Raw genomic sequence first — 15,705 nt, forward strand, 5'->3', positions numbered from 1 at the left:
TGGCACGAGCGGAACAACAGGAAAAAGGAGCGGTGTACGATGCGGGTGGATCCTTTGCAGATCCTTACAAAGCTGGCAGCGGTGCAGAATATCCCGACCCGGCGGGTCACCCCGCCCTTTGAGGGGTTGGAAGAGTTTGACTACGGCCTGCGGCGATCGCTGGACCCCCAGTTCGACTGGCAGGAGTTCGGCCAGCTGCTGCTGGACAGCACCCCTGAAAATACCCTGCTGCTGGTGGAGGGTACCTTTGAGCTGCACTTTGCCCTGTTCCGCATCCCCGATGAAAAAAACACGGTCTTTCTCATTGGACCCTGGACGGTGGGCCCCCGCACCCCGAGCGCCCGCAAATGGGTCAGGCGTTATCTGGGGGAAGCCGGAGAGGCCGCTGTGCAGGAGTACTACAACGGCGTGAAGATCCTGGAGGCCAGCGATTTCTATGGAGCTTTGCGGGTTGTGGTGGATACGATGTTCGGCTGCACTGTCCCGGTGCAGGAGCTGAAGGAATTCCTGCCCTTCCAGTTCCACCCGGATACCCGCTATTTCCACGAGCCGGAGTTCCAGAAGGAGATCCCGGTCACGATGCTGGAGCAGCGGTACGAATCAGAGAACCGCATTCTGGATGCGGTGGCCCGGGGCGATGAGGAAGCCGCCATCGAGGCCATGCACCAGCACTCCCGCTTTACCTACGGCGGCCGGTTCGAGGGGACGCTCTACCAGCAAAAGAACAAGATGATCGTGCTGAACACCCTGCTGCGCAAGGCCATTGAACCCAGCAAGGTGCATCCCTATTATATCGATGCCATTTCCAGCAAGTACAGCCGCATCATTGAGGAAGCCAACGAGGTGCCCAACGAGATGATGTGGCAGATGACGCGGGATTACTGTGCCTATGTCCGCCGCTACTCGCTGAAGGAGTATTCGCCTGCGGTGCAGAAGGTGATGAACTACGTCAACTTGAACGTGGCCGAGCCGCTGACGCTGAAAAGTCTGGCCGCCATGTGCTTCATCAGCCCATCGTACCTGTCGGCGCTGTTCAAGCAGGAGACCGGCAGCACTCTGATCGATTATATCAACACCCAGCGCGTCAACCGCGCGGCCCAGCTGCTGGTGCAGAACAACCACACCATTGCCGCCGTGGCCGAGGAGGTGGGCATTCTGGACGTGAATTATTTTACAAAGATCTTCAAAAAGACGCTGGGAGTCACCCCTACCCGCTACCGCCGCGAACACAAAGAAAAGTGAAAAATGAAAAAAATGCCCGGTTTTTCCCGGAAATGTACGTTTTGTGCAAAACTCCCGGGAAAAACGGGCATTTTCTGTACAGAGAAATTTGTTGCATGAACAGAATGATGTTGTAACCATTTTGAAAGGATTTATGGATTTTTGGCATGGAATTTGGATGTATGTTGCATTTTTGACCGATTTTGTGCTTGATATCAAAAAGAATGTTGTACACAACAATATCAACTGTGAAGAATGCACAAAGAAACGGCCGGAATCTTGTGAACTTGTCCCATTGCGAACTTTTTTTCAGATGGTTATAATACAAACAGAAACCGTGGAACGTACATGTAAGTATATTCCATGAGATGCTGTGATATGCGAATGAAGGAGAACAAGATTATGAAAATGATTTCCCGTCGTGACTTTATGAAGGCTTCTGCTGTTGTGGGTGCTGCCGGCGTTCTGACCGCCTGCGGCGGCTCCTCCAGCTCCACTGCTGCTTCCTCTACCGCTGCTTCCTCTGCAGCTGCTTCTGAGGCTGCAACCGGCAGCGCAAACGTCGGTGTCTGCATCTATCAGTTTGCTGATAACTTTATGACCCTGTACCGCACCGACCTGGAAGAGTACCTGAAGGATAAGGGCTACTCCGTGACCATCGTTGACGGCAAGAACGACCAGAACACCCAGACCGAGCAGATCAACACCTTCCTGCAGCAGGGCGTTGACGTTCTGATCATCAACCCTGTTCAGACCACCTCTGCACAGACCATCGTGGATACCATTTCTCCCTCCGGCACTCCCATCGTCTTCATCAACCGTGAGCCCGAGAAGGCTGTTCTGGACTCCTACGCAGGCAAGTGCTGCTACGTTGGCGCTGACGCACGTCAGTCCGGTACTTACCAGGGCGAGCTGATCCTGGAGACTGAGACCCAGGGCGATATCAACGGCGACGGCAAGATCACCTACATCATGTGCAAGGGCGACCCCGAGAACATCGATGCTCAGTACCGCACTGAGTACTCCATCAAGGCTCTGACCGATGCCAACAAGGAAGTGGAGTGCCTGTACGAGTACCTGGACAACTGGGATCAGACCACCGCACAGCAGGACGTTGCAAACGCTCTGGCACAGTACGGCGAGAAGATCGAAGTTGTGTTCTGCAACAACGACGCAATGGCTCTGGGTGCTCTGCAGTCCATCGAGCAGGCTGGCCGTACTGTTGGCAAGGACATCTACCTGGTCGGTGTTGACGCACTGAAAGAGGCTGTCCAGAACGTTGTTGACGGCAAGATGACCGGTACCGTTCTGAACGACGACGTGGGCCAGGCTACCAAGGCTGCCGAGGCTACTCAGCTGTTTGTTGAGGGCAAGGACGTTGAGGAGTACTACTGGGTCGACTACGTCAAGGTCACTGCCGAGAACGCAGCACAGTACCTCTAATTCCTGTGGCACAAAACTCACGTTTGCAAGGTACGCAGTGAGTCCTATGGCTTGGTAAAAGCTTAAAAGCGCGTGCGTGCGAGATTTCTCTCGGGCGCACGCGCCTTCTTTTAGAAAGGACGCACCGCGCGGCCTGCAAATTGCAAGATAAGGAGGCTCTGCGGAATGTCAGAATACCGTCTGGTAATGAAAGGCGTGGTCAAGACCTTCCCCGGCGTAAAAGCGCTGGACCACGCGCAGTTGGAGCTTCGCCCCGGTAAAGTTATGGCCCTGATGGGCGAAAACGGTGCCGGTAAGTCCACCCTGATGAAGTGCATGTTCGGCATTTACAAGATGGACGAGGGCGAGATCGAATACGAGGGAGAAAAGGTCGTTGTTGCGAACCCGTTGGATGCACTGGACCGCGGCATTGCCATGGTGCATCAGGAGCTGCAGCCCATCCCGGCCCGTACCGTGGCTGAGAATATCTGGCTGGGCCGCTACCCCACCAAGAAGTATGGCCCGGTGACCACAGTGGACCATGCTAAAATGTACAAGGATACCGATGCACTGCTGAAGAAGCTGAAGCTGCAGATCAATTCCCACGCAAAGCTGGGCAGCCTGAGCATTGCCCAGATGCAGATGGTGGAAATTGCAAAGGCTGTTTCCGCAAACTGCAAGGTGCTGATCCTGGACGAGCCCACCTCGTCCCTGACCGCCAATGAAGTGGAATCGCTGTTCCGCATCATGCGTGAGCTGAAGGAGCAGGGCGTTGCACTGGTCTACATCAGCCACAAGATGGATGAGATCAAGGTCATTGCTGACGAAGTGACCATCATGCGTGACGGCCATTACATCGGCAAGTGGAATGTGGCTGAGATGACCAAGGAGCAGATCATCGCCAAGATGGTCGGCCGCGAACTGTCCAATCTGTTCCCGCCGCTGGAGAACCACCCCTCCGAGGAAGTGATGATGAAGGTGGAGGATTTCACCTCCATCCATCCGCGCTCCTTCCGCCATTGCAGCTTTGAGCTGAAAAAGGGCGAGATCCTGGGCGTGGCCGGTCTGGTGGGCGCACAGCGCACCGAGCTGATGGAAGGCATCTTTGGTCTGCGTGCTCACACCACCGGTAAGGTGTGGATCAAGGGCGAAGAGGTCAACATCAAGCAGCCCCGGGATGCCATCCGGAAGAGCGTGGCTCTGCTGACCGAGGACCGCCGCGCAACCGGCATCATGGGTGTGCTGAGCGTGGCCGATAACATCTCCATTGCATCGCTGGACGCTCTGCGCAAGGGCCCCATCATGCTGGATGACAAGAAGATTTTGGATCTGGTGGCGACCAATAAGGAAAAGATGGCCATCAAGGTGCCCAGCCCCAAGACCCAGATCAAGAGCCTGTCCGGCGGCAACCAGCAGAAGGTGCTGATCGCCCGCTGGCTGGCAAATAACCCCGATGTCCTGATCCTGGACGAGCCCACCCGCGGCATCGACGTTGGTGCAAAGTACGAGATCTACTGCATCATTGCCGATCTGGCCAAGCAGGGCAAGAGCATCATTATGATCTCCTCTGAAATGAGCGAGATCATTGGCATGTCCAACCGCGTCATGGTCATGTGCGATGGCCGCATCACCGGCTTCATCGACGGCAAGGACGCGACCCAGGAGAACATCATGGAGCTGGCTACCCAGTTTGAGACCGCGCCCGAAACGGCAGCGGCCAATCAGTAAACAAGGAGGCTGTCTATTGTGGAAGCTACCAAGAAATTAACGGGTAAATCCGTAAAGAAATGGCTGGGCAACAACGCCATTATCGTTTTGATGCTGCTCGTCTCTCTGTTCGTCGGCATCATCCATCCGAACTTTTTTGCACCTGCAAACCTGATCAACCTGTTCAAGAACGTGTCCATCCGCTACATCATCGCGCTGGGCATCTCCGGCTGTCTGATCACCACCGGCAACGACCTGTCCGCAGGCCGTCTGGCTGGTTTTGCTGCCTGCCTGGCCTGCATCTTTGCGCAGACCGAGGGCGCTGCCGGTAAGTTCTACCCCAACATGCCCACTCTGCCCACCCCGGTGGTCTTTATTCTGGTCATTGCCATCTGCGCCATCGTAGGTCTGTGCAACGGTCTGGTCGTTTCTTACCTGAAGGTCCAGCCCTTTATCGCTACCCTGGGTATGCAGCAGGTCGTCTACGGTATCTGCCTGGTCTACACCGGCGGTACCCCCATCGGCTCCCTGAACAAGGACTTCACCTCTCTGGCCTCCAACACCATCCTGAAGGTCCCCGTGCTGATCTGGATCGCCCTGATCGTGGCTGTGTGCTTCTGGTTCCTGTACAACAAGACCCGTCACGGCAAGTACATGTACGCCATCGGCGGCAACGAAGCTGCTGCTGAGGTGGCCGGTGTTAACGTTTACGCCACCAAGATCCGCATCTACATCCTGGCCTCCTGCATGTTCGGTCTGGCAGGCTGCCTGCTGGCTGCAAAGTCCGGCGGCGCATCCGTCAACACTGCACAGGGCTATGAGCTGGATGCTATCGCAGCTTCCACCATCGGCGGCGTTTCTACCACCGGCGGTGTCGGCACCGTGCCCGGCATTCTGGTTGGCGTTCTGGTCTTTGAGCTGATGAAGGTCGCTCTGCAGTTTATGAACGTCAACTCCTCTTACACCTATATCGTCCAGGGCCTTGTCATCATCGTGGCTGTGGCCATCGATATCCGTAAGTACCTGGCAAAGAAGTAACCCCTCATTCGCATACAGAGAAGCCCCCCGCCGGGAGAACCGGCGGGGGGCTTCTGCTGTTATTTTCCCAGCTGCCGCTGCTGCAGGCGGTACTGGCGGGGTGTCAGCCCCTCCTGCTGCTTGAACAGGCTTCCAAGGTGGCTGGCGGAGGCAAACCCCAGCTCGGCAGCAATGTCGCTGACGCTTTTTTCCGTGGTGAGCAGCAGCAGCCGTGCTGTTTGCAGGCGGCTGTCTACCAGATACTCATGGATGGTCTTGGATGATCCATCCACATTGTTTGGCAGTTGCGTTGAATTTATGAACGTTCTTTGAATTTTGATATTTTCCTTCGATTTATTATAACACAGCTCCCGGGGAAGTGGTATACTACAAGCCAGAAACAGTGCTGTTAAGTTCGGAAAACAAAGATCGTTGAATGAGGTGTGTCTTATGAGCGTTTACGAAAAAATTTCCGGTTTTGCGGATGAGATCAGCCAGGACTTTGACCAGCAGCTCAAAACTGTGACGGATCTGGGGATGAAGTATATCTGCATCCGCAGCGCCGAGCACAAGGGCATTGCCGATTACACCCCCGAGGAAGTGCGCACGGTTCTTCTGCCAAAGCTGCGGGCCGCAGGCGTGGGCGTTTCCAGCCTGGGTACGGCCATCGGCAAGGTGGAAGTGGACGATGAAGAGGGCTTTGCCAAGCAGCTGGAACAGCTGGAGACCCTTTGCGAGAACGCAAAGCTCCTGGACTGCTCCTTCATCCGGATGTTCAGCTTCCTCATCCCCAAGGATGCCGATGCAGACAGCTATACCGATGTGGTGCTGGATAAGCTGCGTCAGTTTATCCGGATCGCGGAAAAGCATGACGTTGTCCTGCTCCATGAAAACGAGAAGGGCATCTACGGAGACACCGGTGCCCGCTGCAAATTGCTGTTCGACCGGCTGGCCTGCCCCCACTTCAAGGCGGCGTTCGATTTTGCCAACTTTGTTCAGTGTGAGCAGGACACCGCGGAGTGCTGGGAATTGCTCCATGACCAGATCGCTTATATCCACATCAAGGATGCTCTGCCCGGCTGCCTGCTGAATGTGCCCGCAGGCACCGGCCTTGGCAAGATCCCTGAGCTGCTTCGCCGGGCTTTCTGCGAGGAGGGCTACCACGGCTTCCTGACGCTGGAGCCCCACCTGGCAATGTTTGATTTCTTTGCACCGGGAGCAAAAGGCGGTGAGAGCCAGAAGCTCCAGTTTGAGAATAACCCGATCGTCGAGAAGATGAAGTCCGAGATGGCCGAGCCGGGCCGCCCCAAGGACGGCGCAGAAGCTTACGCCACCCAGTATCATGCACTGGTCGAGATCCTGAATCCCATTCTCAATTGATATCCACTCTCTGTTTACCCATAAACTGCCACAGCAGAAGCCCCCTGCCGGGAGAACCGGCGGGGGGCTTCTGCTGTTTGCGGCAAAAAAGCTGGGCCAGATGCTGTCAGCAGCTTTTCATCTGGAATAGGACAATATTTTGCGGCTTGTCAGTCACTGGCAGGCCGCTTTTTTCTTTGTCAAAGGCAGTTTCGTGGAAATGACCGAAAGAGGATACCTGATTTGTGAATATTGACAAAAGTTTTCAAAGTACTTGATTTTAATTTAGGGGGGGTATAATGAAATGACAAGAAATTCCTTTGAGAACAAAGCACTCAGCAGCCTGGCTGAGACCTGCAATGCGGAAAATGGAACCTACAGGGGAGGTGACAGTGCGGTAGGAATCTGGAGGGTTCCTTGCGGGGAATCCGTTGCAAAAATGCAAATAGCGATGAAAGGAATGAAGAAAGTTGAAACAGAAAAGTCAGAACCGGTTTTTGGCGGCCCTGCTGGCAGTGGCAATGATGCTTCAGATGCTTCCCATGCTGGCTTTTGCGGAGGACGCACCCGGCACCGGAGAGTATGTAGCATGGATCGGAGATCAGGGCTATACGTCCTTGGTAGATGCTGTGAAAGCGGCAAAGAAAGGTGAGACCACTACCATCACCCTTGGCGAGGGCAGTTATACACTGTACAATATCCCCAGCACCGATACGACCAAGGGAAAAGACCTGACCTTTGTGGGGCAGGGAACTGACAAAACGACCTGGCAGATCGGTCCTACGGTGCCGAACCCGGCGCTTTTTGGCACAGAATATAACTCCGATTACAGCTTTCAGGGGGCCGGAACGGTCACCTTCAAAAATATGAAGCTTTGCACCGGCAGTAAAGATTATCTTGGCTTTACCTACATTGATAATACAGTGGTGGATCACTGCGAAATCTACGGCAAGACCTTCTACTGGGGCTATACCAGTGCAGTGTTCACTGATACGACCTTCTATGCTCCACCCTCCGATTATGCGATTTGGACGTATTGCTCCCCCGACCATGACATTTGATAACTGCACCTTCAATGCAACGGGAAAAGTGATCAATGTTTACACGGATTACGGTGCAGGAAAACGGGATATTAAGGTTAACTTTAACAACTGCACCGTGAATTCTATTTCCTCTATCTTTGCAAGAAAGCAAGCGCTGAACATCAACGACAGCAACATGGCCGGCTATAGGTACATCATCCATATCAACAATTCTACTGCAAACCTGGATGAAAAAGACCGGGATAAAACGACCTGCTCGCGGATGTTCGGCTTTGGCGGTAAAAAGGACAACAATAGTGGTCGGACACAGGTGTACTGGAACGATGAGCTGGTCTGGAATGACGGCGTGAAGCTGACACACTCCTATACCGATGGTGAGCATGACAAGGCCTTTACCACCAGCTATTCGGAGTGGACATCGAGCGACGCCGAGCGTATTGATAAGCGTGAAGTGACAAAAGAATGCAAGTACTGCGGCTGGACGAAAAAAGAATGGGAAACTGCCAGCGTGTACCGCCTCCAGTACAACCTGAATGGAGGCGATGGTGACGCAACTGCCAACTACAGCGATGCTAATTACCGTCAAAATGAGAGCGTGACGCTTGCAGCGGCTCCCACACGAGAAGGCTACCAGTTTGCTGGATGGCTGAGCCTTAACGGTAAGCTCTATAAAGCCGGGAGTGAGCTTGTCCTGACGGGTGATGAAGTGTTTACGGCACAGTGGAAGAAGGATGAGCCTGTCGTCAATCATACCCTGACCGTGACCGGCGGCACCTTTGCTGTGAAAAACGGCGACATTGATGTGACCGATACACTGGAAACCAGCACCGATGAGACCAGCGGCAAGCAGACCTGCCTTGTGCCGGATGGTGCAGAAGTCACCGTGACGCTGGACCAGACGAAGGTTCCCGAGGGTATGGTGTTTGATCTCTGGTCTACCGGCAATTTTGACCTGCCGCTGGATCAGGATTACAAGGCTGAGGCCATTACCTTTACCATGAATGGTGATGTGGATGTGGCCGCACAGTACCGCAGCGCTGACATTGAGGATGGTTCTGATGTTGTTGGCCCCATCATTGTCGGTACGGCTGTTGTGGCTGGCGGCGCACTGGTCGGCTACACGCTGGGCACCGATCTTGTGGGCAAGATGTGGGGTCTGCCTTACTTCCCCAGCAACCGCAGTGCTCTTGCAATGATGCTGTGGGAGGATGCAGGCAAGCCTATGCCGGAATCTGAGATCCTCTACCCCGATGTTGGCCAGGAAGAACAGGATATGGATCTGCAGCATGCTGCCCGCTGGGCCATGGAGCACGACCTCCTGCCTGACCTGAACGATCAGGATGCAGAGCTGCCCCCTGAACAGGTGAAGTTCTATCCGGACAACATGGTTACCAAGATCAGCGTGTTGCGTGCTTGGAAGAAGGCACAGGACCTCAAGCAGAATGCGCAGTAAAATTTGACATCCTCTGATATATCCCAAACACAGCAGGAGCGCCCCACCGGGTCATACCGGCAGAGCGCTCCTGCTGTGTTTTGTTAAGCTTCAGGAAGGGGAACACAACCCACTCAGCGGCCCACGATGAGGTCGCGGCGGCAGCGCAGGCCAACCGTCAGGAAAGCGCTGTTGCCCAGCTGCCGCAGCACCACCCGCTGGGTGTCGGTCTGGCCCTCGCACAGCAGGGAAAGGTTCAGGGTGGTGGAGCCCTTCTCGGTGGTGAGCACCAGCGTGGACACGCCCTGCTCCATCAGAGTCTTCATGTCCTGAATGGTGGTGCGGAAGGTGGCGGCACAGTCCGGCACGTCCAGCGTCAGGACCCGGCCCTCCTGCCGGGCGGTGTAAAGGACCTGACGGCCCAGCAGGCCCTTGACGGTGTACCGGGCTTCGGTGGTTTTTGCCTCGTCAGCGGAGATCAGCATGATGTCGCCCTGAATGGGGTCACCCTCCGGTGCGCCGTAGCCGCCGTAGGCGGGGTCGGTCTCGCCCACGGCAACGTCGCCGCTGTGCAGCGCGATCTCGCCCTGAAGCATCACGCTTTCGTCCTGCGGGGGCAGGTAGCCTGCAACAACGGTGTCATCGGCGGCAGCAGCAGCGGCAGGCTCCTCGGCAAATGCGCCGACACTCATGGGGATGGCAAGGGACAGCACCAGGGCTGCGGCAATGGCCTGACGGCCCAGCATTGTATTCAGAATCTTCATAAAAAATATACCTCCTGTACTATGGACGAAAAACCGCCCGTTCTGTAATGAATACGGAACGGGCGGCTTGTTTATTGCAGGGGGGTAAAAATTATTCCTCCCGGTTCAGGATCTCCATGAATTCGTCGCCGGTGATGGTCTCCTTCTGGTACAGATACTGGGCCAGCTCATCCAGCTTTGTGCGGTTGTCGGTCAGGATCTGCACAGCCTTGGCGTGCTGGGCCTTGACCAGCTCCACCACCTTCTGGTCGATCTCACACTGGGTCTGGGCAGAGCAGGCAAGGGAAGTGTCGCCGCCCAGATACTGGTTGTTGACGGTCTCCAGTGCCACCATGTCAAATTCATCGCTCATGCCGTAGCGGGTCAGCATGGCGCGGGCCAGCTTGGTGGCCTGCTCGATATCATTGGAAGCGCCGGTGGTGATGGAGTGGAACACCACTTCTTCGGCGGCACGCCCGCCGGTGAGGGTGGCGATCTTGTTTTCCAGCTCCTCTTTGTTCATCAGGTAGTGGTTGCCCTCGTCCACCTGCATGGTGTAACCCAGAGCACCCGAGGTGCGGGGGATGATGGTGATCTTCTGCACGGGGGCGGAGTGGGTCTGCTTGGCGGCGACCAGAGCGTGGCCGATCTCATGGTAGGCTACGATGCACTTTTCGTGGTCGGTCAGGATGGAGTTCTTCTTCTGGTAGCCTGCAATGACCACCTCGATGCTCTCCTCCAGGTCAGACTGGGTCACGCTCTTGCGGCCCGCGCGGACGGCCCGCAGCGCGGCCTCGTTGACAATGTTGGCCAGCTCGGCACCGGACGCGCCAGAGGCCATCCGGGCCACGGTGGTAAAGTCGATGCCCGGGGCCAGTGCGACCTTCTTAGCGTGGACCTTCAGGATCTCCTCGCGGCCCTTGAGGTCGGGCAGCTCCACGGGCACCCGGCGGTCAAAGCGGCCGGGGCGGGTCAGGGCAGGGTCAAGGGATTCGGGACGGTTGGTGGCGGCCAGAATGATGACACCGGTGTTACCCTCAAAGCCATCCATCTCGGTCAGCAGCTGGTTCAGGGTCTGCTCGCGCTCATCGTTGCCGCCGTACTGGCCGCCGCTGCGCTTTTGGCCAATGGCATCGATCTCATCAATAAACACGATGCAGGGCGCTTTCTCCTTGGCCTGCTTGAACAGGTCGCGCACCTTGGAGGCACCCATGCCCACGAACATCTCCACGAACTCGGAGCCGGAAATGGAGAAGAAGGGCACGTTGGACTCACCGGCCACAGCCTTGGCCAGCATGGTCTTGCCGGTGCCCGGAGGGCCCACCAGCAGGATGCCCTTGGGCATCTTGGCACCAATGCTCTCATACTTGCTGGGGTCGTGCAGATAGTTGACAACTTCCTGTAAGTTTTCCTTGGCCTCGTCTTCACCGGCCACATCCGCAAAGCGGATGCCTGCCGTGGACTGCACATAGACCTTGGCGTTGGATTTGCCCATGCCGCCAAACATCATGGAACCCGGGCCGCCGCCGGCCTTTTCCATCAGCTTTTTGTTCATCTGGTTGCCGATGGCCGAGAACAGGATGATGGGCAGGACGAACCAGATCAAAAAGCTCAGCACCGGCGAGGACTGTTCCACGATCTCGCTGGAGAAGGTGGCTCCCGCATCGTACAGCCGCTCGGTCAGGCCGGTGTCGTTCATCAGGCCTGTCTTGTAGACCTGCGTCTCGTCCTTATCGGTGAAGATGATCTGGTTGGATTCAATGTCTACCCGGCCAATGTTCTTCTCCTCGGTCATGGTCATAAAGGTGCCGTAGTCCACCTCTTTGATCTGGCGCTCCTCCATCCACGGCAGCAGCACAAAGTTGAGGAGCAGCAGCATCAGCAGCACGATGGCATAGTAGATCGCCAACGGCTTGCGCGGTGTCTTGACTTCTTTCATAGGATTTCCTCCTTAGTAGGCTTTGTCTCTACCCCAAAGCATAGCACGACTGATTTTAAGAAACCAGCCTTTTGAGGGCTTGTTTCCAAAAACTTCCCAGATTCTTAACAAACCTAGCATCAGGGCCAGCGGGTAGTACCCACGCAAGTGAAACGGGCCATTCCATCGCCCGCCCTATTGCCTACGGCAACAGGGTCCCACCCCAGCGGACACTTGCTTAGGGTACCACCCGCCGCCCCTGACCATACGCTTGGCGCAAAATTTGGAAAATTGTGCCGCCACTGATGTGAATTTGTTTCATTTTTGATATGAGCAAAACTTCTTGACAGCAAATCCGGCGTTTGGTACAATAAGCTCACTTTGAAACACAAAGACCAAATGCGTTGACGGGGAAAAAACGATTTTCTTCTGCTTCAGAGAGCTGCCGGGCGGTGCAAGGCAGTGCGGAGGGTTTCGGCTACTGGCCCCTGAGCGGCAGAGCTGAACGGAGAGTAGGCTCTGACGGATGCCCACCGTTACCGGGGCAGCGATTCGCCGCCAAAAGCTGATCGTGTGAGTGGCTGGTTTTCCAGCAAAGAGAGTGGTACCACGGGTGTTCTGTTAGAAAAAATGACAGGCCCTCGTCTCTCAAGGCTTATCGCCTTGGAGACGAGGGCCTTTTACTTTAATTAAGTGTAGGATCTGGAGGAAACGAGAATGATGGACGCAACCAAGTACGCACCGGGATATTACCCTGTCCCTGCCGGTTATGACAGCTGGGTGAAGAAGGATCACATTGAAAAGGCCCCGGCCTGGTGCAGTGTGGATCTGCGCGACGGCAATCAGGCTCTGATCGTGCCCATGAGCCTGGAGGAAAAACTGGAATTCTTCCAGATGCTGGTGAAGATCGGCTTCAAGGAGATCGAGGTGGGGTTCCCCGCTGCCAGCGATACCGAGTACGAGTTCCTGCGCACCCTGATCGAGAAAAACATGATCCCGGAGGACGTGACCGTGCAGGTGCTGACCCAGTGCCGTGACCACATCATCCGCAAGACCTTTGAGGCTGTCAAGGGTGCCCCCCGCGCGGTCATCCACTTCTATAATTCCACCTCTGTGGCCCAGCGCGAGCAGGTGTTCCACAAGAGCAGGGAAGAGATCAAGAAGATCGCCACCGATGGCGCAAAGCTGGTCAAACAGCTGAGCCAGGAGTACGAGGGCAACTTCCTGTTTGAGTACAGCCCCGAGAGCTTTACCGGCACCGAGGTGGACTATGCCGTGGAGGTCTGCAACGCAGTGCTGGACATCATGCAGCCCACCCCTGACCGCCCCATGATCATCAACCTGCCTGTCACGGTGGAAATGAGTATGCCCCATGTTTACGCCAACCAGATCGAGTACTGCGACAAGCACCTCAAGTACCGTGACAGCGTGATCATTTCCACCCATCCCCACAACGACCGCGGCACCGGTGTTGCCTGCGCCGAAATGGCCGTTCTGGCCGGTGCGCAGCGGGTGGAGTGCTGTCTGTTCGGCAACGGTGAGCGCACCGGCAATGTGGATGCCGTGACTCTGGCTATGAATCTGTACAGCCACGGCGTAGACCCCAGGCTGGACTTTTCCGATATGCCCGCCATCTGCGCTGCCTACGAGCGCGTGACCCGGATGCACATCTACGAGCGCACCCCCTACGCCGGTCAGCTGGTGTTTGCAGCCTTCTCGGGCAGCCATCAGGATGCCATTGCAAAGGGCATGGCCTACCGCAAGGAGCGGGGCGAGCACCGCTGGACCTGCCCCTACATCCCCATCGACCCCCACGATATCGGCCGCACCTATGATGCCGATGTCATCCGCATCAACAGCCAGAGCGGCAAGGGCGGCATCGGCTTTGTGCTGGAGCAGAACTACGGCTATAATCTGCCCCCCAAGATGCGCGAGGTGCTGGGCTACAAGGTCAAGAGCGTGTCCGACCACAGCCACAAGGAGCTGAGTGCAGGCGAGGTGCTCCGCATCTTCGAGGAGAGCTTCCTCAACCGCGAAAAGCCCCTCCGTGTGGTGGAGGCTCACTTTGCACAGGTCAACGGCATTACCGCCACGGTCACCCTGGACCTGAACGGTCAGCGCAAGGTGGTCACTTCTGTGGGCAATGGTCGTCTGGATGCTGTGGCCAACGCCATCCAGAGCGCCACCGGGCTGGACTTCCATCTGGAAAGCTACTCGGAGCACAGCCTGGACGAGGGCAGCACCTCCCGCGCGGCTTCCTATGTGGGCCTTGCCTGGGGCGATGGCAGCGTGACCTGGGGTGCCGGCACCGACACCGATATCATCGTCGCCGGCATCAAGGCGCTGGTTTCGGCAATTAACAGTAAATGATGAACGGATACTCTGTTCAACCTCTCCGTCAATGCTAACGCATTGCCACCTCTCCTAGTAGGAGAGGCCTTGGCAAAGAGGCGAGGCTTTACGCAATGCCAAGGGCTCCCCTACTAGGGGAGCTGTCGAGCGAATGCGAGACTGAGAGGTTGTACGAAGGACAGCGTGACCATGGAAAATAAAAGGAGAGAGTATTATGGGAATGACTCTGACGCAGAAGATTCTGGCCGCACATGCGGGCTTGCCGGAAGTCAAGGCAGGCCAGCTCATCAATGCCAAGCTCGATATCGTGCTGGGCAACGATATCACCACCCCGGTCGCCATCAACGAGTTTGAGAAGGCAGGCTTTGACGGCGTGTTCGACAGGGCGCACATCGCCATCGTGCTGGATCACTTCGTCCCCAATAAGGATATCAAGAGCGCAACCCAGTCCAAGCAGTGCCGCGAGTTTGCCAACAAATATGATATCCTCAACTTCTACGATGTGGGTCAGATGGGTGTTGAACATGCCCTCCTGCCCGAAAAAGGCATCGTGACCGCCGGTGACTGCATCATCGGTGCCGACAGCCACACCTGCACCTACGGTGCACTGGGCGCATTCTCCACCGGTGTGGGCTCCACTGATATGGCCGCCGGTATGGCCACCGGCATGGCATGGTTCAAGGTGCCCTCTGCCATCAAGTTTGTGCTCAAGGGAAAGTTCAGCCCTTGCGTATCCGGCAAGGACCTGATCCTGCACATCATCGGTATGATCGGTGTGGACGGCGCGTTGTACAAGTCCATGGAATTCACCGGCCCGGGCGTGGCTTTCCTGACCATGGAGGATCGCCTCTGCGTCTGCAACATGGCCATTGAGGCGGGTGCCAAGAACGGCATCTTCCCTGTGGACGAGGTCACAAGAGCGTATCTGAACGGCCGCAGCCAGCGCACCCCGGTCTACTACGAGGCTGACCCGGATGCCGAATACGAAAAGACCATCGAGATCGACCTGGACAAGCTGGAGCCCACGGTCAGCTACCCCCATCTGCCGGAGAACACCCACCCCGCCAGCGAGGGAAAGGACATCCGGATCAATCAGGTGGTCATCGGCAGCTGCACCAATGGCCGTCTGGAGGATATGGAGGCCGCTTACAACATCCTCAAGGGCAGACACATTGCCAAGGGTGTGCGGGGCATCATCATCCCGGCCACCATGGCGGTTTATAAGGAGTGCATCCTGCGCGGCTGGACCGAGGCCTTTATCGATGCGGGCTGCATTGTATCTACCCCCACCTGCGGCCCCTGCCTGGGCGGCTACATGGGCATCCTGGCCGAGGGGGAGCGCTGTGTCTCCACCACCAACCGCAACTTTGTGGGCCGCATGGGCCATGTCAGGAGCGAAGTCTATCTGGCAAGCCCGGCCACTGCCGCTGCCAGCGCCCTGACTGGCTATATCACCGACCCCCGCACGGTCTGATCGGAAAGGAGAAACAA

Annotated in this window: 12 protein-coding genes and 1 other annotated feature; of the genes, 9 read left to right on the forward strand and 3 right to left on the reverse strand. The window is 56.4% G+C overall.

The window, feature by feature from the left end; genetic code table 11:
* Positions 1 to 39: 39 nt before the first annotated feature.
* The 4 genes from D3F01_RS03800 to D3F01_RS03815 all read left to right on the forward strand — a co-directional run bounded on the left by D3F01_RS03800 (position 40) and on the right by D3F01_RS03815 (position 5,388).
* A complete protein-coding gene (locus D3F01_RS03800) occupies positions 40 to 1,242 on the forward strand; it encodes an AraC family transcriptional regulator (RefSeq protein ID WP_156058488.1) in 1,203 nt (400 codons plus the stop codon).
* Between the two features lie 381 nt (positions 1,243 to 1,623).
* Positions 1,624 to 2,664 (forward strand): substrate-binding domain-containing protein, encoded by a 1,041-nt coding sequence (locus D3F01_RS03805; RefSeq protein WP_242885968.1) that lies wholly within the window; start codon positions 1,624 to 1,626, stop codon positions 2,662 to 2,664.
* Between the two features lie 165 nt (positions 2,665 to 2,829).
* Entirely contained in the window at positions 2,830 to 4,371 is a 1,542-nt protein-coding gene (locus D3F01_RS03810) for a sugar ABC transporter ATP-binding protein (RefSeq protein WP_242885970.1), read from the forward strand.
* Between the two features lie 18 nt (positions 4,372 to 4,389).
* Positions 4,390 to 5,388, forward strand: coding sequence for a beta-methylgalactoside transporter (locus D3F01_RS03815; protein ID WP_097770481.1), 999 nt, complete (start codon positions 4,390 to 4,392; stop codon positions 5,386 to 5,388).
* A gap of 59 nt (positions 5,389 to 5,447) precedes the next feature.
* Here D3F01_RS03815 and D3F01_RS03820 read toward each other — a convergent pair whose 3' ends face one another.
* Positions 5,448 to 5,660, reverse strand: a complete 213-nt coding sequence (locus tag D3F01_RS03820) for a helix-turn-helix transcriptional regulator (protein WP_242885972.1) — start codon at positions 5,658 to 5,660, stop codon at positions 5,448 to 5,450.
* Positions 5,661 to 5,817: 157 nt separating this feature from the next.
* Here D3F01_RS03820 and D3F01_RS03825 point away from each other — a divergent pair, with 157 nt between their 5' ends.
* The 3 genes from D3F01_RS03825 to D3F01_RS03835 all read left to right on the forward strand — a co-directional run bounded on the left by D3F01_RS03825 (position 5,818) and on the right by D3F01_RS03835 (position 9,222).
* Complete coding sequence (locus tag D3F01_RS03825) at positions 5,818 to 6,747, forward strand: TIM barrel protein (protein ID WP_242885974.1); 930 nt, start codon at positions 5,818 to 5,820, stop codon at positions 6,745 to 6,747.
* Positions 6,748 to 7,196: 449 nt separating this feature from the next.
* Entirely contained in the window at positions 7,197 to 7,787 is a 591-nt protein-coding gene (locus D3F01_RS03830; protein WP_242885976.1) for a hypothetical protein, read from the forward strand.
* A gap of 28 nt (positions 7,788 to 7,815) precedes the next feature.
* Positions 7,816 to 9,222, forward strand: a complete 1,407-nt coding sequence (locus tag D3F01_RS03835) for an InlB B-repeat-containing protein (RefSeq protein ID WP_242885978.1) — start codon at positions 7,816 to 7,818, stop codon at positions 9,220 to 9,222.
* 113 nt (positions 9,223 to 9,335) lie between these two features.
* Here D3F01_RS03835 and D3F01_RS03840 read toward each other — a convergent pair whose 3' ends face one another.
* On the reverse strand, positions 9,336 to 9,965 hold the full coding sequence (locus D3F01_RS03840) for a transcriptional regulator, IclR family protein (protein WP_097770465.1): 630 nt from the start codon (positions 9,963 to 9,965) through the stop codon (positions 9,336 to 9,338).
* A 91-nt stretch (positions 9,966 to 10,056) separates the two neighbouring features.
* The gene (gene ftsH, locus D3F01_RS03845; protein ID WP_242885980.1) at positions 10,057 to 11,883 is read right to left on the reverse strand and encodes an ATP-dependent zinc metalloprotease FtsH; all 1,827 of its coding nucleotides are present in this window, start codon (positions 11,881 to 11,883) and stop codon (positions 10,057 to 10,059) included.
* A 374-nt stretch (positions 11,884 to 12,257) separates the two neighbouring features.
* Positions 12,258 to 12,514 (forward strand) — a binding site (T-box leader).
* Between the two features lie 65 nt (positions 12,515 to 12,579).
* Between ftsH and D3F01_RS03850 the strand changes: the two genes are divergently transcribed.
* Both D3F01_RS03850 and leuC read left to right on the forward strand, forming a co-directional pair.
* Positions 12,580 to 14,232, forward strand: a complete 1,653-nt coding sequence (locus D3F01_RS03850) for a 2-isopropylmalate synthase (protein ID WP_242885982.1) — start codon at positions 12,580 to 12,582, stop codon at positions 14,230 to 14,232.
* Between the two features lie 196 nt (positions 14,233 to 14,428).
* Entirely contained in the window at positions 14,429 to 15,688 is a 1,260-nt protein-coding gene (gene leuC, locus D3F01_RS03855; RefSeq protein ID WP_242885983.1) for a 3-isopropylmalate dehydratase large subunit, read from the forward strand.
* Positions 15,689 to 15,705: the final 17 nt, after the last annotated feature.

It is taken from the genome of Faecalibacterium sp. BCRC 81149 (genome assembly GCF_022750605.1).
Classification (GTDB): domain Bacteria; phylum Bacillota; class Clostridia; order Oscillospirales; family Ruminococcaceae; genus Faecalibacterium; species Faecalibacterium duncaniae.